The following is a 22,866-nucleotide window of genomic DNA, read 5'->3' as shown; positions in this document are numbered from 1 at the left end:
ACATGCTTCTGGAAGACCTCGCCGCCGAACTGACACTGCCGGAACGCGCCCGTGGCGTGCAGGTCTCGGCTGTCACCGCGGACAGCCGTGCGGTGGTCGAGGGAACCCTGTTCGCGGCCCTCAGGGGCAGTGTCGTGGATGGCGCGCGCTTCGTGCCCACCGCCGTGGCGCAAGGGGCGGTCGCGGTGCTGGCCGCGAATGACGCCGAGATCGGCGAAACCTCCGTGCCGGTGCTGCGCTGCGCCGATCCGCGCCGCGCGCTGGCCCTGATGGCGGCGCGTCTTGCGGGACGCCAGCCGGAAACCATCGTCGCGGTCACGGGCACCTCCGGCAAGACGTCGGTCGCCGTGTTCACGCGCCAGATCTTCGAGGCTGCCGGACTGCACGCAGCGAGCATCGGAACCGTCGGCATCCAGACGTCTTCGGGTGGCGACTACGCGAGCCTGACCACGCCGGATCCCGTCAGGTTGCACGCGAGCCTGGCCGCGCTCGCGGACGAGGGCGTCACCCATGCCGCCATGGAGGCCTCCAGCCACGGGCTCGACCAGCGCCGGCTCGACGGCGTGAAGCTGACGGCGGCGGCCTTCACGAACCTCGGGCGGGACCATCTCGACTATCACGCCACCGTCGAGGAGTATCTCGCGGCGAAACTGCGCCTGTTCGACACGCTGCTGCCCGACGGTGGCACGGTTGTGACCGATCCCGGCGAAGCCTACGCGGATCGGGTGATCGCCATCGCCGAGGACCGCGGCCTGCCGCTTTTGACCGTGGGCGAACAGGGCGGCGATCTGCGCCTCGTCGGGCTGGAGCGCGACGGCTTTCATCAGCGCCTGACCATTCGCGCCGGGGGGCGGGATCATACGGTCATGCTGCCGCTGCCCGGGCGCTTTCAGGTGTCGAATGCCCTGATCGCGGCGGGTCTGGCCGTGGCTGGCGGCGTTGCGGTGCCCGTGGCGCTCAAGGCGCTGGAGGGGCTGAAAGGCGCTTCTGGCCGGCTGGAATTCGCGGGCAAGACCGCCGCCGGCGGCTTGGCGTTCATCGACTACGCGCACAAACCGGAAGCGCTGGACAACGCCCTGACAGCCTTGCGCCCCTATGCGAGCGGACGGTTGATCCTCGTCTTTGGCGCGGGCGGCGACCGGGATCCGGGCAAGCGTCCGATCATGGGGCGGATCGCCGCCACCCGGGCCGATGTGGTCATCGTTACCGACGACAACCCGCGCGGGGAGGATCCGCAGACCATCCGCAGCGCCATTCTGGCAACGGCCCCCGATGCGATCGAAATTGGCGACAGGGGCAAGGCCATCGAGACGGCCATAGGCATGCTGGGGGCGGGCGATGTTGTGTGCGTCGCCGGAAAAGGCCATGAAACGGGCCAGATCTTGACCGATAGGACCGTACCGTTTTCCGATCACGAAGCCGTGCGCGCCGCATTGGCGGCGCTGGCTGTGCCGGGCGCAGCCGAGGAGACACGTTGATGCGCGACGCGCTTTGGACCAGTGACGCCCTGATTGAAGCCGTGGACGCGCGTTCTGTCGGAGGCGTGGAGGCGCTTGTCACCGGCATTTCCATTGACAGCCGGACGATGAAACGCGGCGAGGCGTTTTTCGCCATAAAGGGCGATCGCTTCGACGGGCATGATTTCGTGACCGCCGCCATGGAACGCGGCGCCGCGCTGGCGGTCGTCGCGGACGACCGGCTCGACGAGCTGCCGCGCAGCGGCCGCTACGTGGTGGTGCCTGACGTGCTGGCTGCGCTGGAAGATCTCGGCCGGGCGGCGCGGGCGCGCACGGAGGCGCGGATCGTCGCGGTCACGGGCAGCGTTGGCAAGACCTCCACCAAGGAGATGCTGCGGCTGGCGTTCGAGGCCTGCGGGCGCACCCACGCCTCGGTTGCCTCCTTCAACAATCATTGGGGCGTGCCCCTGACGCTCGCACGCATGCCGCAAGCCACCGAATACGGCGTCTTCGAGATCGGCATGAACCATCCCGGCGAGATCGAAAGCCTCGTCGCCATGGTGCGGCCGCACACGGCGATCATCACCACCGTCGAGGCGGTGCATCTGGAACATTTCGGTTCGGTTGAGGCCATCGCCAAGGCCAAGTCGGAGATTTTCTCCGGGCTTGAGCCGGGCGGCGTCGCCATCCTGAATGCGGACAACGATCAATACGATCTGCTGCGCTTCCTGGCGCACACCGCGTCGGTGCCCCGTGTGGTCAGCTTCGGCGTCCGCCGCGACGCCGATATCCATCTCGAGCAGGTGGTCTGTCACGAGGATTGCAGTTGCGCCTCCGCGCGCGTCCTCGATGTGCCGGTGAGCTATAAAATCGGCGCGCCGGGCCGGCATCTGGTGCAGAATTCGCTCGCCGTCCTCGGCGCGGTGTCGCTTTCCGGCGCCGATCTGGCGCGCGCCATGCAGCCGCTTGCCCGAATGAAGCCGCCGAAGGGGCGCGGGGAGCGGCATCAGTTGGCTCTGGCCAATGGTCCCGCTACTCTGATCGACGAGAGCTACAACGCCAATCCCGCCTCCATGCGCGCGGCGATTTCCCTGCTCGGGGCGACGCCCATCGAGCGGCCCGGCCGCCGCATCGCGGTGCTGGGCGACATGCTGGAGCTGGGCGAGGCTTCCGCGTCGCTGCACCGGGCGCTGGCGCGGCCGCTGGAGGAGGCGCATGTGGATCTGGTCTACTGCGCGGGCCGATGATGGGCGAGTTGTGGGAGGCGCTGCCGCCGCGGCTGCAGGGCGTCCAGGCACAGGAATCCCGGGAACTCGAAGCGGCGCTGCTGGCTGATCTGCGGCCCGGCGACGTCATCATGATCAAGGGGTCGCTGGGTTCGAAGATGGGGCCGCTGGTCAGCGCGCTTCTTGCCGCCTATGCCTCCAGGCAACAACCGGTCCGGCAGGACCGCGTGTCGACAAACTAACGGACGGAATTGAATGCTGTACTTCCTCGTTGACCTTGCCGATACGATCTCGGTTCTGAACGTCTTCCGCTACATCACCTTCCGCACCGGGGGGCGATCATGACGGCGCTCTTGTTCGTCTTCCTGTTCGGGCCAAAGATCATCGACAGCCTGCGGGTGCGTCAGGGCAAGGGCCAGCCGATCCGCGAGGACGGTCCGGCCAGTCACCTGCTCACCAAGAAGGGCACGCCCACCATGGGCGGGCTGATGATCCTCTCCGGCGTGCTCGTCTCCACCCTGTTGTGGGCCAACCTGTCCAACCCCTACGTCTGGGTCGTGATCGGGGTGACCGTCGGCTTCGGCCTGATCGGGCTTTACGACGATTATCTAAAAGTGACGCGCGCATCGGCGAAAAACGGCTTCAGCGGCCGGGTGCGCCTGACGCTGGAGGCGATCATCGCCGGCATCGCCGCCTACGCGGTGACGCATCTGCAGCAGGAACCCTTCGCGACCTCCGTGGCGTTTCCGTTCTTCAAGGATTTCCTGCTCAATCTCGGCATCTTCTTCGTGCCCTTCGCGGTCCTCGTGATCGTCGGCGCCGGCAACTCGGTCAACCTCACCGACGGACTGGACGGCCTGGCCATCGTGCCGGTGATGATCGCCTGCGCCAGCTTCGGCATGATCGCCTATCTGTCCGGCAACAAGGTGTTCGCCGACTATCTGCAGATCCATTTCGTGCTCGGCACCGGTGAGCTTGCGGTGCTTGCCGGAGCGGTGTTCGGAGCGGGACTGGGCTTTCTGTGGTTCAACGCGCCGCCGGCCGCCATCTTCATGGGCGACACGGGATCGCTGGCGCTCGGCGGCATGATCGGCGCGATCGCCGTCGCCACCAAGCACGAGATCGTGCTCGCCATCATCGGCGGACTGTTCGTGCTGGAGGCCATGTCGGTGATCATCCAGGTGATCTCTTTCAAGCTCACCGGCAAGCGGGTGTTCCGCATGGCCCCGATCCATCATCATTTCGAGCATCTGGGCTGGACCGAGGCGCAGGTGGTGATCCGCTTCTGGATCATCGCCGTTGTGCTGGCGCTGCTCGGTCTCGCCACCTTGAAATTGCGGTGACGCGATCATGGTGCCGGTGACATCTTTCCAGGAACAGGGCGTCGCGGTCTTCGGCCTCGGCGGCTCGGGCCTTGTCACGGCCCGGGCGTTGGTCGCGGGCGGTGCGCGGGTTGTCGCCTGGGACGATGCGCCGGCGCGCGTCGAGGCGGCCCGCGAGGCCGGTATTCCCGTCGGCGATCTCAAGACGGCCGACTGGTCGGCGTTCGCCGCCCTCGTGCTGGCGCCCGGCGTGCCGCTGACGCATCCTGAGCCGCATTGGACGGTTGTGCGTGCCCGTGACGCTGGTGTCGGGATCATCGGCGACGTCGAGCTGTTCGCGCGCGAGCGCCGTGCGCAATGTCCGGCCGCGCCTCTGATCGCCATCACCGGCACCAACGGCAAGTCGACGACGACGGCGCTTGTGGCCCACCTGCTGCGCCATGCCGGTCTCGACGCGCAGATGGGCGGCAACATCGGCGTTCCGGTCCTGGAGCTCGCGCCGCCGCAAACCGGTCGCCCCTATGTGGTGGAATGCTCGTCCTATCAGATCGATCTGGCGCCGACGCTGGATGCCGATGTGGGCGTGCTGCTCAATCTCGCGCCCGACCACCTCGACCGGCACGGCACGATGGACAACTACGCCGCGATCAAGACACGGCTGGTGGCGCAAGGCCGCACCGCTGTCATCGGCGTCGATGACGCGCGCTGCGCGGCCATCGCCGATGCGCTGGAGGCCGATGGCCACACGGTGGTGCGCATCTCTGGCCATACGCGGCTTGAGAAAGGCGTCTTCGGCCACGATGGCGCTCTCTATGCGGCACAAGGCGGCAAGACCGTGAAGGTCGCTGATCTCGCTGGCATCGACACCTTGCGCGGCGACCACAACGCCCAGAACGCGGCCGCTGCCTTCGCCAGCCTGCGCGCGCTCGGCATCGCGCCGGATGTGATCGCGGCGGGCTTTGCGACGTTCTCGGGCCTCGCGCACCGCATGGAACTGGTAACAAAGCGCGAGCACGTGCTGTTCGTCAACGACTCCAAGGCGACGAACGCCGATGCCGCCGCGCGCGCGCTGTCGTCGTTTGACCGCATCTACTGGATCCTCGGCGGCAAGGCGAAATCCGACGGCATCGGTGATCTAACGGGCTATTTTTCCCGCATCAAACGGGCGTATCTCATTGGCGAGGCGGCGGAGGCCTTTGCCCGGACCCTGGGCGACGCCGTGCCGCATGTCACGAGTACGACAATCGCCCGCGCGGTCGCGCAGGCGGCCAGCGACGCGGCGGCCGACAGCAGCGGTGGAGAAGCCGTGGTGCTGCTGTCGCCGGCCTGCGCCAGTTTCGATCAGTTCGCCAATTTCGAGAAACGCGGTGATGCCTTCCGCGCCGCCGTCATGGCGCTCGGCGAGAGCAACGATGGCAAGGAGGTTGCCTGATGACCAGCCGCGCCGACCGCAGCGCTTTGTCCGAATGGCTCTGGACCGTCGATCACATGCTGCTCGCGGGCACCATCGCGCTGATGATCGGCGGTGTGGTGCTGTCGTTCGCCGGCAGCCCGCCGGTGGCCGAGCGGCTGGGGCTGGAAAGCTATTTCTTCGTCAAGCGGCAGGCGGTGTTCCTGATCCCGGCGCTGGTCGTGCTTCTGGCGGCCTCCACGCTGGATCCCCGGATGCTGCGCCGCGTGGCGCTGGCGATCTTCATCGTCTCGCTGGTGATGCTGGTGATCACCCTGTTCGCGGGCAGCGAGGTCAAGGGCGCGCGGCGCTGGATCTCCGTGCTGGGCGTGTCCATCCAGCCGTCGGAATTCATCAAACCGGCCTTCGTGGTGCTGATCGCCTTCCTGCTGTCGGAAACCGGCAAGCGGCCGGAAATGCCCGGACGGCTGTTCTCCATCCTGTTGGCCGTGATGGTCTCCGCATTGCTGGTGGCGCAGCCGGATTTTGGTCAGACCATGCTGGTGCTGATTGTCTGGGGCGCGTTGTTCTTCATGGCCGGGCTGTCGTGGATCTGGATCATGGCGCTCGGGCTCATGGGTCTTGTCGGCATGGGGGCGGCCTATTTGCTGCTGCCGCACGTCACCGAGCGCATCAACCGCTTTGTTGATCCATCCTCGGGCGACACATTCCAGGTCGACACCGCGATCGAGGCCTTCGTCAAGGGAAGCTGGTTCGGGCGCGGGCCGGGCGAGGGCACCATCAAGCGGATTCTGCCGGACAGTCACACGGATTTCATCTTCGCCGTGGCGGCGGAGGAATTCGGCATCATCCTCTGTCTGGTGCTGCTGGCGATCTTCGCCTTTGTCGTGCTGCGCGGACTTGGTCACGCACGCCGCGAGAGCGATCCCTTCGTGCGCCTGGCCACCGCCGGGCTGATCGTGCTGTTCGGAATCCAGTCGAGCATCAACATGGCGGTGAACCTCAATCTGATGCCGGCCAAAGGCATGACGTTGCCGTTCATCTCCTATGGCGGTTCGTCGATGATATCCGTGGCGCTGGTGATGGGCTTCGTGCTGGCCCTGACGCGGCGGCGGCCGAAGCAGCGTCGCCAGAGTGCTCCCATGGTGACCCGCCGAGCACCCCCAGCGCGGCGCAGTGAGAGTGTTGATGGACAAGACCGTTCTTCTGTCGGCCGGTGGCACGGGCGGACATCTGTTCCCCGCCCAGGCGCTGGCCACGGCCCTGGGCAAGCGCGGCTGGACGGTCGAGCTTGCAACCGACGAACGGGCCGACCAGTACGGTCAGGTCTTCCCCGCGCGCGCCGTGCATATCGTGTCCTCCGAGACGATCCGGTCGAAAAATCCGCTGGCTCTGGCGCGCACCGGCCTGAAGCTGTTTCGCGGCTTCCTGCAGGCGTCTCGCGTCGTCAAGCGGATCCGCCCCTCCGTCGTCGTCGGCTTCGGCGGCTACCCGACCTTTCCGCCGCTGGCGGCCGCGCTGCGACACTCCGTGCCCACCATCCTGCACGAGCAGAACGCGGTGATGGGCCGGGCCAACCGGCTGTTGGCGCGCGGCGTCTCCGTCATCGCCAAGAGTTTTGGCGAGACGCGTGGTCTCGAGGCTTATGCGGGCAAGGCGGCGCTGACCGGCAATCCTCTCCGCGAGGCCGTGATCGCGGCGGCCGAAACGCCCTATGACGCGCCGTCCGCCAACGGCGCCTTGAAGCTTCTGGTCTTCGGCGGCTCGCAGGGCGCGCGGTTCTTCTCGGATCTGCTGCCCGCCGCATTGGCCGAGACCGACGCCGATGTCCGCGCGCGCATCGTGCTTGCCCAGCAGTGCCGGCCGGAGGATCTGGAACGGGTGCGCGCGGCCTATGAGGGGCTCGGCGTGCAGGCGGAGCTCGCCAGCTTCTTCGGCGATCTGCCGGCGCGCATCGCGCAAAGCCATCTGGTCGTCTGCCGCTCCGGCGCCACGTCGGTGTGCGAGCTCGCGGCCATCGGCCGTCCGTCCATACTTGTGCCGCTTCCGCATGCGCTGGATCAGGACCAGAGCGCCAACGCCGCCGTGCTGGAGCACGCGGGTGGCGCCTGGCCCATCGCTCAGAAGGATCTGACGCCGTCCCGGCTGGCGCGGGAAATCACTGACTTGATGACACATCCCGAACGGCTGTCGCAGGCGGCCATGGCCGCGCGCGCGCAAGGGCGGCCTGACGCGGTCGAGCGGCTGGCCGATCTCGTCGAACATGTCGCCCAGGGCGGCTCGGCGCGGGATTTTGACAAAGGAGTACGGGCATGAAGATGCCGCATGACATCGGACCCGTTCATTTCGTCGGCATCGGCGGCATCGGCATGAGCGGCATCGCCGAGGTGCTGTGCAATCTCGGCTACCGGGTGCAGGGTTCGGACATGGCCGAGAGCGCCAATGTCCAGCGGCTGCGCGCCAAGGACATCGCGGTCTCCATCGGCCATGACGCCGCCAATCTGGGCGAGGCGCGGGTGCTTGTGGTCTCCTCGGCCATCAAGCGCGACAATCCGGAACTGGTGGAAGCCCGCCGCCGCGCGCTGCCTGTGGTGCGCCGCGCGGAGATGCTGGCCGAACTGATGCGCTTCAAGCAGGCGATCGCCATCGGCGGCACCCACGGCAAGACCACGACCACGTCGATGGTGGCCGCGCTGCTGGAGGCCGGCGGCTTCGACCCCACCGTGATCAACGGCGGCATCATCAACGCTTATGGTACCAACGCGCGCATCGGCGAGGGCGACTGGATGGTGGTGGAGGCCGATGAATCCGACGGCACCTTCGTCAAGCTGCCCGCCGACATCGCCGTGGTCACCAACATCGATCCCGAGCATCTCGACCATTATGGCGATTTCGACAACGTCCGCGCGGCGTTCGAGCAGTTCATCGAGAACGTGCCGTTTTACGGCTGCGCGGTGATGTGCCTCGACCATCCGGAAGTGCAGGCGCTCGTGGGCCGCATCGAGGATCGGCTGATCATCACCTATGGCGCGAACCCCCAGGCCGATGTGCGTTATTTCGGCGTCGATACCAAGGGGGCAAGTCGCACTTCTCCGTCGTCATCCGCGATCGGGCGAGCGGCCGCGAGGAGACGCTTGAAGACCTCGTGCTGCCCATGCCGGGGCTACACAACATCTCCAACGCCACCGCCGCCGTCGCCATCGCCGATCACCTCGATATCCCGCATGAGGCCATCCGCAAGGGTCTGGCCGGCTTCGGGGGCGTCAAGCGGCGCTTCACCCATGTGGGCGCGGCGCGCGGCATCGACGTCTACGACGACTACGCCCATCACCCGATCGAGATCCGCGCCGTCCTCGCCGCCGCCCGCTCGGCCGCGCAGGGCAAGGTCATCGCGGTGATGCAGCCGCATCGCTACACGCGCCTGCAGAGCCTGTTTGACGATTTCTGCGCCTGTCTCAACGACGCCGACACGGTAATCGTCGCCCCGGTCTATCCGGCGGGCGAGGCGCCGATCGAGGGCGTGGATCGCGATGCGCTGGTCTCGGGCATCCGGGCGCGCGGCCATCGCAATGTCTATGCGCTCGAAGGACCTCAGGCGCTGGCGGGGCTCGTCGCGGGCCTCGCGGAGGAGGGTGATTACGTCGTCTGTCTCGGGGCTGGCAACATCACCCAGTGGGCGGCCAGCCTTCCCGGCCAGCTCGACGCCATGGGCGAGGGCAAGGCATCGTGAGCTTTCCCGATCTCTTGTCGGAGCTGGGACAGGGACGCTTTGCCGGTATCCGCGGTAGCCTGTTGCCGAACCACGCGCTTTCCACGGTCACGTGGTTTCGCGTTGGCGGACCCGCGCAGCTTCTCTTCCAGCCCGCCGACGAGGCGGATCTGGCGGCGTTCCTGGCGCTGCTGCCCAGTGAAATCCCGGTGCTGCCGATCGGCCTCGGCTCCAATCTGCTGGTGCGCGACGGGGCATCGAGGGCGTTGTCATCCGGCTCGGCGCGCGCGGGTTCGGCCAGATCGAGGACGCCGGCGCGAACCGGCTGCGGGTCGGAGCGGCGGTGCCGGACAAGCGTCTGGCGGAAGCCGCCGCCAAGGCGGGGCTGAGCGGCTTTGCGTTCTACACCGGCATTCCGGGCGCCGTCGGCGGCGCGTTGCGCATGAACGCCGGCGCGCACGGCACGGAGACGCGCGAGCGCATGGTGGAGCTGACCGCCGTGGATCGCGAGGGACGCCTCCACGTGCTCTCCAACGCGGATATGGACTATGCCTACCGTCACTCGAATGCCGCGAAGGACTGGGTCTTCACCAGCGCCGTGTTCGAGGGCGTTCCCGGCGATGAAGCGGTCATCCGTGCCGAGATGGCTGCGGTCGTTGAGCATCGCGAGAACGCCCAGCCGATCCGCGAGAAGACCGGCGGCTCCACATTCAAAAACCCGCCCGGCAGCTCCGCGTGGAAGGAAGTCGACGCGGCCGGCTGCCGCGGTCTGACCATCGGCGGCGCGCAGATGTCGCCGATGCACTGCAATTTCATGATCAACACGGGCGATGCCACGGCGAGCGATCTGGAGCGTCTCGGCGAGACCGTGCGCGGCCGCGTGCGCGCGCATTCCGGCATTGTCCTTGAATGGGAAATCAAGCGTCTGGGTCTGTTCCCCGACGGCGTCGCGATCGAAGAATTTTCACAAGTCTGAACGTATGGGGTCGAAAGATGACCGGTAAGAAACACGTCGCCGTCCTGATGGGGGCTGGTCATCGGAACGGCCCGTCAGCCTGTCCTCCGGCAATGCCTGTGCGGACGCGCTGGAGGAGGCTGGCTACCCCGTCACGCGCGTTGACGTTACACGGGATATCGCCACTGTTCTCAAGGACTTGAAGCCGGATGTGGCGTTCAACGCGCTGCATGGACCCTACGGGGAAGACGGCTGTATCCAGGGTCTTCTGGAGGTGCTGGGCATTCGCTACACCCATTCCGGTGTGATGGCTTCAGCGCTGGCGATGAACAAGGACCGCGCCAAGGCGGTGATGAAGGCCGCCGGCGTTCCGGTCGCCGAGCACAAGGTCATGCATCGGCTCGAGGCCGCCAAGGCGCACCCGATGAAGCCGCCCTATGTGGTCAAGCCGGTCAACGAGGGGTCGAGTTTTGGCGTGCTGATCGTCGGCGAGGATGCCGAGCATCCCCCTCAGCAGCTCTATGCCGACGATTGGCCCTACGGCGACATCGTCATGGTCGAACGCTATGTCGCGGGGCGCGAACTGACCTGCGCGGTGATGGGCGACGTCGCTCTTGGGGTTATCGACATTGTTGCCGAAGGGCACCACTTTTACGACTTTGACGCGAAATATGTGGCTGGCGGATCTAAACACATCCTCCCGGCAGAAATTTCACCGAATATTTACCAAGAAGTACAGAAATTAACCCTGACGGCTCATCGTGCGTTGGGTTGTGCAGGCGTGACACGGGCGGACTTCCGCTATGACGACCGCCTTCACGGCATCGGCGAACTGATTTGCCTGGAAGTTAATACGCAGCCGGGAATGACGGCGACCTCGCTGGTGCCGGAAATGGCGGCCCACGCGGGGCACGGTTTCCCCGAGCTTGTAAGTTGGATTGTGGAGAACGCGAGTTGCGATCGGTGAAGAGACGACAGGACGAACCGCGGCAGGCGCCGGCGAAAGCCGTTTCGCGTCGCAGCGGCGTCGCGCGTCTGCACCAGAGGCCTGTCTGGCGTTCCGCCGGCTTCCTCGCCTTCCTGCCGCGTTGGGCCGGACGCGCGGGCGCCGCGGGCTTCCTCGCGGCCACCGGGCTGTATGGCATCGTGCTCGGCGGGCACACCCTGGCGGTCGCCGACACGGTGACGGCGGCGGCGGGCTTCTCCTTCGAGGCGATCAAGCTCTCCGGTCAGCGCGAGACCGACGAATTCCAGATCCTGGAAGCGCTCGAAATCCGCGATGGCTCCTCGCTTCTGTTGTTCGACGCGCAGGCCGCGCGCGACCGGCTCGCCCGGATCGCCTGGGTCAAGAACGTCTCGGTTCAGAAATTCTATCCCGGCACGCTGCAGGTCACGGTCGAGGAGCGCGAGCCCTTCGCCCTGTGGCAGCGCGGCCAGATCATCTCGATCATCGACGCCGACGGCCGCGTGATCACCGACGATGTCGACGAGCGCTATGCCAACCTGCTGCTGCTGGTGGGCCACGGCGCCCAGGAACGCGGCAAGGCCATGGCGGACATGCTCGACGCGATGCCGTCGTTGCGCTCGCGGGTGCGCGCCGCCGTCCTCATCGCCGACCGCCGCTGGAATCTCGTGCTTGAGAACGGCATCACCGTGCGGCTGCCCGAAGAGGGCGTCGACGCGGCGTTGAGCGAGCTGGTGCGTCTGGACGACGACAGCGGCCTGCTGTCGCGCGACATCGTCGCGGTGGACCTGCGGCTTGCCGACCGCGTTGTGGTGCGGCTCACCAAGGATGCTGCGCTGCGCCGGCAGACCTCCGGCCAACCGCGCCATGGCGCTGACAAGAACGGGAAGGACACCTGATGGCGTCGCCGTCCTCTCCCTATCTGCCGCGCATGCAGCCGCTGCCCAGCCGCCGCTCCGTGATCATTTCCGTGCTCGATGTCGGCTCGACCAAGGTGTGCTGCCTGATCGCCAAGCTGACCCCGCGCGAGGAAAACGAAACCCTGCCCGGCCGCACCCATTCGGTCGAGGTGCTCGGCTACGGCTACCAGCGCTCCCGCGGCATCAAGTCCGGCGTCGTCATCGATCTGGACCTGGCCGAGCAGGCGATCCGCCTGGCGGTGGATTCCGCCGAGCGCATGGCCGGGGTGACGGTCGAGAGCCTGCTGGTCAACACCACCTGCGGCCGGCTTTCCAGCGAGATCTTCTGCGCCAGCGTCGATCTCAACGGCGACGCGGTCACCGAGGCCGACATCAAGCGGGTGCTGACCGCCGGCGGCGATCATTTCGCGGTCGACGGGCGCGCCATCGTGCACGCGCTGCCCATCGCCTACACGCTGGACGGCAACCGCGGCATCCATGATCCGCGCGCCATGATCGGCCGCAAGCTCGGCGTCGACATGCATGTGGTGACCGCCGACACACCGCCGGTGCGCAATCTCGAGCTTTGCGTCAACCGCGGCCATCTGCAGGTCGAGACCATGGTGGCCACGCCCTTCGCTTCTGGCCTGTCGACCCTGGTCGACGACGAGGCGGAACTCGGCGTCGCCTGCATCGATTTCGGCGGCGGCACCACGTCGCTCGCCGTCTTCGTCGAGGGACAGGCCGTGCATGTGGACGCCATCGCCATCGGCGGCCATCACGTCACCACGGACATCGCGCGCGGGCTCTCCACCCGGCTGCGCGACGCCGAACGCATTAAGACGCTGTATGGTAACGCCTTGCCCGGCGGCGGCGACGATTTCGATCTGCTCAGCGTGCCGCCGGTCGACGAGGAAAGCGACCTGCCGCAGCAGATCCCGCGCAGCGTGCTGACAAAGATCATTCGCCCGCGCATCGAGGAGACGCTGGAGCTGGTGCGCGACCGTCTCAACGCCTCGGGCTTCGCCGGCCAGGTCGGCAAGCGCGTCGTGCTCACCGGCGGTGCGAGCCAGATGACCGGCCTCGCCGAACAGGCGCGGCTGATCCTTGGGCGCCACGTGCGCCTCGGCCGCCCGCTGGGCATCACAGGATTGCCGGAAGCGGCGAAAGGCCCTGCCTTTTCGACCGCCGTCGGCCTGCTGATCTATCCGCAAGTCTCGCAGATGGAGCAGTTCGTACCCGATCGCAGCCGGCAGCTGCGAATGACCGGAACCGGTTATCTGGCGCGTGTGGGCCAGTGGTTCCGGGAGAGTTTCTGAATTGCGGCTCGTGGTGGGGCCGTGTAGCGGCGAAAGCCGGTTTGATACTTGCGAGGGAAGTCCGCCCGCCCGTCTCAGGGCGCGCGGGAAGGATATGAGGAAGCCATGACCATCAATCTCAAAATGCCCGATATAACGGAGCTGAAGCCGAGGATCACCGTCTTCGGAATCGGTGGCGCCGGCGGCAACGCCGTCAACAACATGATCCAGGCCGGCCTGCAGGGGTGCGACTTCGTCGTCGCCAACACCGACGCCCAGGCGCTGGCCCTGTCGCAGTCCGAGCGCGTCGTCCAGATGGGCGTCGCGGTCACCGAAGGTCTGGGTGCGGGGTCGCAGCCGGAAGTCGGCCGCGCGGCAGCGGAAGAAGTTCTCGACGAGCTCAACGACCACCTGACCGGCGCGCATATGGTGTTCATCACCGCCGGCATGGGCGGCGGCACCGGCACCGGTGCGGCTCCCGTGATCGCCCGGGCGGCGCGCGAACGCGGTATTCTCACCGTCGGCGTCGTCACCAAGCCGTTCCAGTTCGAAGGCCAGCGCCGCATGCGCCTGGCCGAGCACGGCATCGAGGAACTGCAGCAGAATGTCGATACGCTCATCGTCATTCCCAACCAGAACCTGTTCCGGCTCGCCAATGCCCAGACGACCTTCGCGGATGCCTTCGCGATGGCCGATCAGGTGCTCTATTCCGGTGTTGCCTGCATCACCGATCTGATGGTCAAGGAAGGCCTCATCAACCTCGACTTCGCCGATGTCCGCTCGATCATGCGCGGCATGGGCAAGGCGATGATGGGCACCGGTGAATCCTCCGGCGACGGCCGCGCGCTGCAGGCCGCCGAGGCGGCGATCGCCAACCCGCTGCTCGACGAGACCACGATGAAGGGCGCCAAGGGCCTGCTGATCTCGATCACCGGCGGCAAGGACATGACCCTGTTCGAGGTGGACGAGGCGGCGACCCGCATCCGCGAGGAAGTCGACGAGGAAGCCAACATCATCATGGGCGCGACCTTTGACGAGGGCATGGAAGGCTCCATCCGCGTCTCCGTCGTCGCCACGGGCATCGACCGCGACATGCGCGAGGATTCCTCGCCGGCCGAAGCCCGCATGGCCGAACTGGCCGAGCGGCTGAAATCGGCGACCACGCGCTCCTCCGCACCGCGCGAACAGGTCGCTGCCACGCCGGCAGCCCCCACCCGCATCGAGCCGGACCCGGCCGAGCGTCTGGAAGCCGAGCTGGCCATCGCCATGCCGACCCCGGTCGCGACCGACCCCGGCGTGACCATCGAAAGCTACCAGCCGAACCCCGCGCTGGTCAGCGAGCCGGACGTGCCGGTGGAAGTGGATGCCCTTCCGGTGGCCCCGCGGGCCGCGCCTGAGCCCGCGGCCGAACCCTACATCCCGCCGGTGGCGGCGGATGCCGCGCCGCGGATGCCGCGTGTGGAAGACTTTCCGCCGATGGTGCAGGCTGAAATTCATCAGGCTGGTGAACATTACGACGAGCATGGCGAAGACGATCGTCGGCCGATGAGCCTGTTGCGCCGTCTGGCCAGCGGCCTCGGCCGCCGCGAGGACGACGCCGAAGGCTATGAGGGCGAGGATGCCTACGCCCATCATGCGCCCGAACAGCGTCAGCCGGCTCCGGCCGAGTACACCCAGCGTCCGGCGGCGCCTCAGCCGCGCGGCGCGGCGGGTCAGCTCGATCCGCATGGCCGTCAGGATCCGCATCCCCGTCAGGATCATCAGGGTCGCATGGCGTCTCAGGCTCACCACGCCTCGGATGACGATCAGCTGGAAATCCCGGCGTTCCTGCGTCGTCAGGCCAACTGACGCACAGGCTTTCTCACTGCCCTTCGCAAGGCGGCGGCTCGGCATTTTGCCGGGCCGTTTGCGTTTGAGCACCCCTTGTGGCTCGGTGGGCGGCCGTGGGTTGGGCCGATGCCGGCGCGACTTTCGTTACAATGCGTAATAAAGCTTTATTTCGGCCCCTGCGGCGCGAGCGCTATTGTCCGTTCACGGTTGATGAACGGAATCGATTCAATGCCACCCTCTGGTCTTTCCAGGAGCGGCTCGGTCCCGGAAAACGGCGAAAAACAGCGAATGATAGACGCATCGGCGGGGCGCTGATGCGGCGAGGGGAGCGGCCTCCGGGCTGCGCGGGGATTTCTGAATGACGGACATGAGCAGCAAGCAGCAGACTCTCGCAGACCAGATTCGCTTGTCCGGCATTGGCGTTCACTCCGGTGAACCCGCCTCGCTCACGCTCTATCCCGCGGATGAAAACACCGGAATCGTGTTCGTGCGCACGGGCGCCGACGGATCGGAAGTTGAAATCGACGCCATCTGGTCGGCTGTTTCCGCAACCGCGCTGTGCACGGTGATCGGCAAGAAATCCGCGTCTGTCTGCACGATCGAGCATCTGATGGCGGCCCTGCGCGGCCTCGGTGTCGACAACGTGCTCGTCGAACTCGACGGCGACGAAGTGCCTGTGATGGACGGAAGCGCCATCCAGTTCGTCGACGCCATTGATCAGGTCGGTCTCGTGAAGCAGGCCGCGCTGCGCCGCTACATCCGTATCAAGAAGCCCATTCGTGTCGAGAACAAGGGCGCGGTCAGCGAACTGCGGCCCTATGAGGGGATGCGGTTCGACGTCACCATCGATTTCGAGACGCCGCTGATCGGCCGCCAGTCGTTTGTCGGCGATCTGACGCCGGAGCTGTTCCGCACCGAGATCGCGCGCGCGCGCACCTTCGGCCGCGTCAGCGACGTCGAGAAGCTCTGGGCCATGGGGTTTGCCCGCGGTTCGTCGCTGGAAAACTCCGTCGCCATCGATGGCGATCGGGTGCTCAATCCCGAAGGCACCCGCTGGGCGGACGAGTTCGTCCGCCACAAGACGCTGGACGCGGTTGGCGATCTGGCGCTCTCCGGTCTGCCTATTCTCGGTGAGTACCGCTCGTTCAAGGCCGGGCACGCCATGAACAATGCCGTTCTCATCGCGCTGTTCAGCGACGAGGATGCCTATGAGATCGTCGAGGGTCCGGCGCGCCGCGAACGCGAATCACGCCCGGTCGATCTGACGAGCGACATTTCCGCCCCCGCCTACGGCCCGGACCATTCCTGAGCGGCCATTATTCCAGAGCGTTTCCGCCTGGGTTCCCCTCACGCCTTAAAAAAGTTGCAAAGCCGCGCGATTTCGCATGCACGGGAATTGTTCGGTCGAGCCGTTGAACGAAAGCGCGCGCTGGCGCTTACGCTGAAGGCAATATTCGGCTAGAAGCACGGATATCCGGTTGCCGTTTGAATGGCTGGCCGTATGGTATGGCCATGTTTAGGGATCGCAAGCAGCGGTCCGTCACGCGAGGGAGAGCCTCCAGGTGCTGCGTAGTCTGACGTCAACGAGCCGCGCGAAGCGCAACGGTTTCACACGCGCCTTGCGCGCCGCGTCCCTGGTGGGACTGTTGGCGGTCGCCGCCTGCGCGTCCAACGAGACCGACGACCTGGCGCTCGACGACACGCCGGCGGATCAGCTCTACAACGAGGGTCTCGCCCTGCGCGCCAGCGGAGATCTGAGTGGCGCCGCGAAGAAATTCGAGGAAGTCGACCGGCTTCATCCCTATTCCGAGTACGCGCGCAAATCGCTGATCAACATCGCTTTTGCCAATTATTCGCGCGGCAAGTACCAGGAAGCCATCAATTCGGCGCGGCGCTTCGTGACGCTGCATCCCGGCAGCCCGGACGCGGCCTACGCACTCTACATCATCGGCCAGTCCTACTTCCGTCAGATGCCGGACGTGACGCGTGACCAGAAGACCACGGAGAAGGCGCTCGAGGCGATGTCGGAGCTGGTGCGCCGCTATCCCGACAGCGAATACGCCGCCGACGCGAAGAAGAAGATCCGGGTGACCCAGGATCAGCTGGCCGGCAAGGAAATGGAAGTCGGGCGCTACTATCTGGACAAGCGCAATTATATCGCGGCCATCAACCGGTTCCGCGAAGTGGTCATGCGCTACCAGACGACGCGCCACGTGGAAGAGGCGCTGGCCCGCCTGACGGAGGCGTATTTCTCGCTCGGCGTCGTATCCGAAGCGCAGACAGCCGCCGCCGTTCTGGGTCACAACTTCCCCGACAGCCGCTGGTACAAGGACGCCTACACGCTGCTCAAGAAGGGCGGCTATGAACCCAGCGCCGATGAAGGCAGCTGGATCAGCAAGGCGTTTGACGGTATCAACATTCTCTAGTTTTCTCTTTTAGAGACATCACACCGCCCATGCTGGCAGCGCTTTCGATCCGCGATATCGTTCTGATCGACCGGCTGGATATCGATTTCACCGCCGGAATGACGGTTCTGACCGGCGAGACCGGCGCGGGCAAGTCGATCCTCCTCGACGCGCTGTCGCTGGCGCTTGGCGGACGTGGCGACGCCTCGCTGGTGCGGCACGGCGAAAGCCAGGGCCAGGTTACCGCGGCCTTCGATGTCGCGGTGGATCACCCCACGCGGTCGCTTCTCAGGGCCAACGATATCGAGGATGACGGCGACATCATCCTGCGCCGCGCCCAGAGTGCCGATGGCCGCACCCGCGCCTTCATCAACGACCGTCCCGTCAGCGCCAGCCTGCTGCGCGAGATCGGCACGCAACTCGTCGAGATCCACGGCCAGCACGATGACCGGGCGTTGGTGGATCCCGCCAGCCACCGGGCGCTGCTGGACGCGTTTGGCGGGTTGGAAGCCGACGCGGCGGCCGTCACCGAGGCCTATCGCGCCGTTCGCGCCGCGGACAAGGCGCTCAAGGATCATCGCGCCCGCATCGAGGACGCGCGCCGAGAGGCGGATTTCCTGCGCGCCGCCGTTGACGAGTTGACCACACTCGCCCCGCAGCCGGGCGAGGAGGAGGATTTGGCCGCGCGCCGTCACCAGATGATGCAGGTGGAGAAGGTCGCCGGCGACATCGGCGAGGCGCATGAAGCGCTGCACGGCAACGGCTCGCCGATTCCCGAGCTCGCCGGGCTGTTGCGCCGGCTTGAGCGCAAGGCTGATCAGGCGGGCGGCTTGCTGAGCGCTCCGATCACCTCGCTGGGTCAGGCGCTGGATGCGCTGGAAGACGCACGCGGCAGTCTCGAACATGCCTTGCGTGAAACCGATTTTGATCCCCGTGAGCTGGAGCAGACCGAGGAGCGGCTGTTCGCCCTGCGCGCCGCGGGCCGCAAGTTTTCCGTGCCGGTGGACGAACTGCCCGCCCTGCGCGACCGCATGGCCGCCGATCTCAGCGATCTGGACGCGGGCGAGGAAAAGCTCGGCAAGCTGGAAAGCGCGGTGCAAGAGGCACGCGCCACCTACGATGCGCTTGCTCTTGCACTCAGCGGCAGGCGGCACGAGACGGCCGCCGCGCTGGAAGCCGTCGTGGCCCTGGAGCTGCCGGCGCTGAAGCTGGAGCGCGCGCGGTTCATCGTGCAACTCGCCTCCGACCCGCAAGCGCGCACGGCCGATGGCATCGATCAGGCGGAATTCTGGGTGCAGACCAACCCAGGCACCCGTCCGGGGCCGATGATGAAGGTGGCGTCGGGGGGTGAGCTGTCGCGCTTCCTGCTGGCGCTGAAAGTCTCGCTGGCCGACAAGGGCTCCGCACCGACGCTGGTCTTCGATGAAATCGACACCGGCGTTGGTGGGGCTGTGGCGGAAGCCATCGGTCACCGCCTGGCGCGCCTCGCTGCCACCGTGCAGGTGCTCACCGTCACCCATGCGCCGCAGGTTGCCGCGCGCGCCATCGGTCATCTTCTGATCGCCAAGGAAGCGATCGACGCGGATCGGGTCGCCACCCGCGTCAATCCGATCGGTGAGGCAGAACGCCGCGAGGAAATCGCCCGCATGCTGGCGGGCAGCGTCATCACGGACGAGGCGCGCGCTGCGGCCCAGCAGTTGATGGCCGGCGCGCACTGAGTGTCGCGGGCGCGGCTGTTATTCGGCCGGTGCGGCTGGCGCGGCCGGTTCGGTCGCGGCGGGCGGCGTCGTCACCTCGATATCGACCGTCCTGTCCGTCGAAATCCCGCCATTCATGAAGAACAGGCCGCCGGCGATCAATGCGACCACCAGGGCGCCGGCGATAAACCATCCGGCGCCCGATCCGTTGGCGCTGTGGACGACGGTTGTCTCTCGGTCACGGTTTTCCATTGCGATTCTCCTTGGTCAGGTTGTGTGATCATCCAACCCCTCACGGAGGCGGAAGTTCCACGCTCGCGCGGGCATGGCGTTTCCCGAGCGCCGAGCCGGTTGGATACGCCGCGAAATTGTCCGGACATTTGACAAGGGTAAAAATTGTGGCGCGCATCACAGCCTGGACGGCGGGAGGGGCGTAGAGATGTGGGCATGAAAAGGCCAATGTGGCGTAGGCAGAACGCTTGAAGTGCCATGATCATGGGGCGAAACGTCCCGTCAGCGAACGCGGGCCTGTTGCGTGTCGCGGATTGAACTGGAGCCGGCTGTGACCTTCGACATCGATTGCTATCTGGATCGTCTGGGAATCGCCGCGCCCGCGACGACGGCCGCGGGCCTGGCGATTCTGCAGGAGCGCCAACTTTGCTCCATTTCCTTCGAGGACATTGATCCGTTGACCGGCGTCGTGCCGGCGCTGGACCCGGAGGCGCTCAGCGACAAGCTGCTCAAAGGCGGCCGCGGCGGCTACTGCTTCGAGCTCAACGGTCTCTTCCGGCTCGCGCTCGAGGCGCTGGGCTTTTCCGTCGCACCGGTGCTGGCGCGGGTGTATCGGGACGGTGGCGAGCCCGGGCCGCGCGCGCATCTCGCGTTCATCGTCACCATCGAGGGGCTGGAGTGGCTCGCCGACGTGGGGTTTGGCGGACCGGGCGCGCGCTGGCCGATCCCGGTCGCGCTCGGCCGGATCGAGCGGCAGATGGGTCAGGCCTACCGTCTGATCAATGACATGGAAACGGGAGAAACGGTGCTGCAGCGCGAAGAGTATGATGGCTGGAGTTCACTGTATGGCTTCGACCGCGCGCCGGTCCCGCCGTGTGACGTAGAGGCCGCCAATTTCCTGTGCGCGCGCTGGGACAAGATGCCGTTTTCAACCAACCTGACAATCAACCGGCTGACACCGGGCGGCCGCGTCAGCGCCTTCAACACCTCGGTGACCGAGGTGTGCGGCGACGTCGTGAGCAAGCGCCAGATCACGGATGCGAAGGATCTGGCGCGGCTGCTGGCCGATGCGTTCGCCCTGACGATCGAGCCGGCCACGCTTGCGGTGATCGTCCGGCGCCTGGGGCTTGTTGACGACGTCAACGCCCTTCCGCAAACCGGGGTCCCGGCGGCATAATGGGTGAAGCGATTCCCGGCGTCGGGGACCGCTCTCGCACGTTGTCTCGCTCGAAGGCCCTTCATGACCCGATCCGATCCCGCCCTGCTCGATGTTGACGATCTGACGCCGGAGCAGGCCGCCGCCGAGCTCGCCCGGCTGGCGGAGGAAATTTCCGCCCACGACGCGCGCTATTATCGCGACGACGCGCCGAGCATCTCGGATGCCGAATACGACGCCCTGCGCCAGCGCAACGCGGCCATCGAGAAGCGCTTTCCCGATCTGGTGCGTGCGGATTCCCCGTCGGTGAAGGTCGGCGCGGCGCCCCAGGAAGCCTTCGGCAAGATCACCCACGCGATCCCGATGCTGTCGCTGGACAATGCGTTCTCCGACGACGACGTGCGCGATTTCGTCGGCCGGGTGCGCCGCTTTCTCAAATACGATCCGCTGAAGGGGCCGCTGGCGGTCACCGCCGAGCCGAAGATCGACGGCCTGTCGCTTTCTTTGCGCTTCGAGCAGGGCAGGCTGGTCTCCGCCGCCACCCGCGGCGACGGCGCCACGGGCGAGAACGTCACCCGCAACGCCGAGACCATCGACGACATTCCGCGGTCTCTCCCCAAGGACGTGCCGGACATCGTCGAGGTGCGCGGCGAGGTCTACATGGCGCACGCGGATTTCACGGCGCTGAACGAGCGCATGGTCGGCAACGGCGGCAAGCCCTTCGCCAATCCGCGCAACGCCGCTGCCGGCTCCCTGCGCCAGCTCAACGTCGAGATCACCCGCCAGCGGCCGCTGCGCTTCTTCGCCTATGCCTGGGGCGAGATGAGCGCCATGCCGGCCGACACCCAGATGGGCATGATCGATGTGTTCAGCCAGTGGGGTTTCGCGACCAACCCGCTGATGAAACGCTGCGAGAGCGTCGAGGAACTGATCGACGTCTACCATCATATCGAGGAGACGCGCGCGACGCTCGGCTACGACATCGACGGCGTCGTCTACAAGATCGACCGGCTGGATCTGCAAAAGCGGCTGGGCTTCGTCTCGCGCAGTCCGCGCTGGGCGATCGCGCACAAGTTCCCGGCCGAGAAGGCCTTCACCATCCTCAACGCCATCGAGATCCAGGTCGGCCGCACCGGCGCGCTGACGCCGGTGGCCAAGCTCGAACCCGTCACCGTCGGCGGCGTGGTGGTTTCCAACGCGTCGCTGCACAACGAGGACTACATCAGGGGCGTGGGCCAGGATGGCGAGCCGTTGCGCGGCGGCAAGGACATTCGCGTCGGCGACACGGTGCGCATCCAGCGCGCCGGCGACGTGATCCCGCAGATCATCGACTTGGACCTGACCAAGCGCCCGCCGGATGCCGAACCCTTCGCCTTTCCGACCACGTGCCCCGCCTGCGGCAGCCACGCGGTGCGCGAGGTGCATCCCAAGACCGGCCGCATCGACGCCATCCGCCGCTGCACCGGCGGGCTGATCTGCCCCGCGCAAGCGACCGAGAAGCTGAAGCATTTCGTCTCGCGCAACGCCTTCGACATCGAAGGTCTGGGCGACAAGCAGGTCGACGCCTTCTACGCCGACGGGATGGTGAAGAACCCCGCCGACATCTTCACGCTGCGGAGGCGCGACGCGGCCTCGCTGACCAGGCTCAAGAACAAGGACGGCTGGGGCGAGACGTCGGCGAAAAACCTCTTCGACGCCATCGACGAGCGGCGCGAGATCGATCTGCACCGTTTCATCTATGCGCTGGGTATCCGCCATGTGGGCGAGGGCAACGCCAAGCTGCTGGCGCGCGCCTACGGCTCGTGGGAGGCCTTCGCCAGGGCCATGCGCGCGGCGGAGGACCACGCGGGCGACGCCTGGGCGGAGCTCAACAACATCGACGGTGTCGGCGAGGTCGTGGCGGAGGCTCTCGTGCAATTCTTCTCCGAGCCGCACAACCGCGAGGTGCTCGAGGCGTTGCTGGCCGAGGTCACCCCGGTTGATGCGGAAAAGATCGCGGACACCGGCTCGCCGGTGGCCGGCAAGACGCTGGTGTTCACCGGATCGCTGGAACGCATGACGCGCGACGAGGCCAAGGCCATGGCCGAGCGCTTCGGCGCCAAGGTCGCGGGCTCGGTGTCGAAGAAGACCGATCTGGTCATCGCCGGACCGGGCGCCGGTTCGAAACTCAAGAAGGCCGAGGAGCTCGGCGTCGACGTGATCAGTGAGGACGACTGGTTCGATCTGGTGGGAGAGATCTGAGCAGTGTTCGATAAGTCTTATCTCACATTCACCATTACGAATGTTTAACTTGTCGCGGCGCCGCA

At 66.5% G+C, this 22,866-nt stretch carries 14 protein-coding genes and 5 pseudogenes; 18 read left to right on the top strand and 1 reads right to left on the bottom strand.

The annotated features are described in order from the left end of the window. The first annotated feature begins 2 nt into the window (after nucleotides 1-2). From D1F64_RS23530 to recN, 16 genes and pseudogenes are all read left to right on the top strand, one after another. A complete protein-coding gene (locus tag D1F64_RS23530; protein WP_162901615.1) occupies nucleotides 3-1,478 on the top strand; it encodes a UDP-N-acetylmuramoyl-L-alanyl-D-glutamate--2,6-diaminopimelate ligase in 1,476 nt (491 codons plus the stop codon). Beyond that, nucleotides 1,478-2,704 (top strand): UDP-N-acetylmuramoylalanyl-D-glutamyl-2,6-diaminopimelate--D-alanyl-D-alanine ligase, encoded by a 1,227-nt coding sequence (locus tag D1F64_RS23525; RefSeq protein WP_346432254.1) that lies wholly within the window; start codon nucleotides 1,478-1,480, stop codon nucleotides 2,702-2,704. Before D1F64_RS23530 ends, D1F64_RS23525 begins: the two co-directional genes overlap by 1 nt. Continuing rightward, on the top strand, nucleotides 2,701-2,925 hold the full coding sequence (locus tag D1F64_RS25505; protein WP_346432253.1) for a hypothetical protein: 225 nt from the start codon (nucleotides 2,701-2,703) through the stop codon (nucleotides 2,923-2,925). The genes D1F64_RS23525 and D1F64_RS25505 overlap by 4 nt, the downstream gene beginning before the upstream one ends. Nucleotides 2,926-2,938: 13 nt before the next feature. Then, nucleotides 2,939-4,026 (top strand): annotated as a pseudogene (mraY, locus tag D1F64_RS16545) (phospho-N-acetylmuramoyl-pentapeptide-transferase). A gap of 7 nt (nucleotides 4,027-4,033) precedes the next feature. Next, nucleotides 4,034-5,437 carry a UDP-N-acetylmuramoyl-L-alanine--D-glutamate ligase gene (gene murD, locus D1F64_RS16540; protein ID WP_117413319.1) on the top strand — a complete coding sequence of 468 codons (1,404 nt, stop codon included), beginning with the start codon at nucleotides 4,034-4,036 and terminating at the stop codon, nucleotides 5,435-5,437. Beyond that, a pseudogene (gene ftsW / locus D1F64_RS16535) lies at nucleotides 5,437-6,537 on the top strand (putative lipid II flippase FtsW); the annotation flags it as partial. The gene murD and the pseudogene ftsW, both read left to right, overlap by 1 nt. 67 nt (nucleotides 6,538-6,604) lie before the next feature. Continuing rightward, nucleotides 6,605-7,732: an undecaprenyldiphospho-muramoylpentapeptide beta-N-acetylglucosaminyltransferase gene (gene murG / locus D1F64_RS16530; protein WP_117413318.1), complete on the top strand. Its 1,128-nt coding sequence runs from the start codon at nucleotides 6,605-6,607 to the stop codon at nucleotides 7,730-7,732. Further along, nucleotides 7,729-9,146 (top strand): annotated as a pseudogene (gene murC, locus D1F64_RS16525) (UDP-N-acetylmuramate--L-alanine ligase). The gene murG and the pseudogene murC overlap by 4 nt, the downstream one beginning before the upstream one ends. After that, nucleotides 9,143-10,101, top strand: a pseudogene (gene murB / locus D1F64_RS16520) (UDP-N-acetylmuramate dehydrogenase). The pseudogenes murC and murB overlap by 4 nt, the downstream one beginning before the upstream one ends. A gap of 17 nt (nucleotides 10,102-10,118) precedes the next feature. Continuing rightward, a pseudogene (locus D1F64_RS16515) lies at nucleotides 10,119-11,047 on the top strand (D-alanine--D-alanine ligase). Next, nucleotides 11,044-11,943 carry a cell division protein FtsQ/DivIB gene (locus D1F64_RS16510; RefSeq protein WP_205470507.1) on the top strand — a complete coding sequence of 300 codons (900 nt, stop codon included), beginning with the start codon at nucleotides 11,044-11,046 and terminating at the stop codon, nucleotides 11,941-11,943. Before D1F64_RS16515 ends, D1F64_RS16510 begins: the two are co-directional and overlap by 4 nt. Further along, nucleotides 11,943-13,262 (top strand): cell division protein FtsA, encoded by a 1,320-nt coding sequence (gene ftsA / locus D1F64_RS16505; RefSeq protein WP_117413317.1) that lies wholly within the window; start codon nucleotides 11,943-11,945, stop codon nucleotides 13,260-13,262. The genes D1F64_RS16510 and ftsA overlap by 1 nt, the downstream gene beginning before the upstream one ends. Before the next feature lie 105 nt (nucleotides 13,263-13,367). Then, nucleotides 13,368-15,089 (top strand): cell division protein FtsZ, encoded by a 1,722-nt coding sequence (gene ftsZ / locus D1F64_RS16500; protein WP_117413316.1) that lies wholly within the window; start codon nucleotides 13,368-13,370, stop codon nucleotides 15,087-15,089. A 340-nt stretch (nucleotides 15,090-15,429) separates the two neighbouring features. Then, nucleotides 15,430-16,380 carry a UDP-3-O-acyl-N-acetylglucosamine deacetylase gene (gene lpxC / locus D1F64_RS16495; RefSeq protein ID WP_117413315.1) on the top strand — a complete coding sequence of 317 codons (951 nt, stop codon included), beginning with the start codon at nucleotides 15,430-15,432 and terminating at the stop codon, nucleotides 16,378-16,380. A gap of 334 nt (nucleotides 16,381-16,714) precedes the next feature. Then, nucleotides 16,715-17,497 (top strand): outer membrane protein assembly factor BamD, encoded by a 783-nt coding sequence (locus tag D1F64_RS16490; protein ID WP_248304789.1) that lies wholly within the window; start codon nucleotides 16,715-16,717, stop codon nucleotides 17,495-17,497. Nucleotides 17,498-17,526: 29 nt separating this feature from the next. Further along, nucleotides 17,527-19,194, top strand: coding sequence for a DNA repair protein RecN (recN, locus tag D1F64_RS16485; RefSeq protein WP_117413314.1), 1,668 nt, complete (start codon nucleotides 17,527-17,529; stop codon nucleotides 19,192-19,194). An 18-nt stretch (nucleotides 19,195-19,212) separates the two neighbouring features. On the opposite strand, the gene D1F64_RS16480 is transcribed toward recN, so the two are convergent. Continuing rightward, nucleotides 19,213-19,425, bottom strand: a complete 213-nt coding sequence (locus D1F64_RS16480) for a hypothetical protein (RefSeq protein WP_117413313.1) — start codon at nucleotides 19,423-19,425, stop codon at nucleotides 19,213-19,215. Nucleotides 19,426-19,735: 310 nt separating this feature from the next. On the opposite strand from D1F64_RS16480, the gene D1F64_RS16475 reads away from it, so the two are divergent. Beyond that, complete coding sequence (locus D1F64_RS16475) at nucleotides 19,736-20,581, top strand: arylamine N-acetyltransferase (protein ID WP_162901613.1); 846 nt, start codon at nucleotides 19,736-19,738, stop codon at nucleotides 20,579-20,581. A gap of 63 nt (nucleotides 20,582-20,644) precedes the next feature. Beyond that, entirely contained in the window at nucleotides 20,645-22,801 is a 2,157-nt protein-coding gene (gene ligA / locus D1F64_RS16470) for an NAD-dependent DNA ligase LigA (protein WP_117413311.1), read from the top strand. Nucleotides 22,802-22,866 lie beyond the last annotated feature (65 nt).

The sequence above is a fragment of the Breoghania sp. L-A4 genome (assembly GCF_003432385.1).
Taxonomy (GTDB): Bacteria; Pseudomonadota; Alphaproteobacteria; order Rhizobiales; family Stappiaceae; genus Breoghania.
The sequence above is the reverse complement of the archived record's forward strand: the minus strand, read 5'-3'. Positions and strand labels throughout refer to the sequence as shown.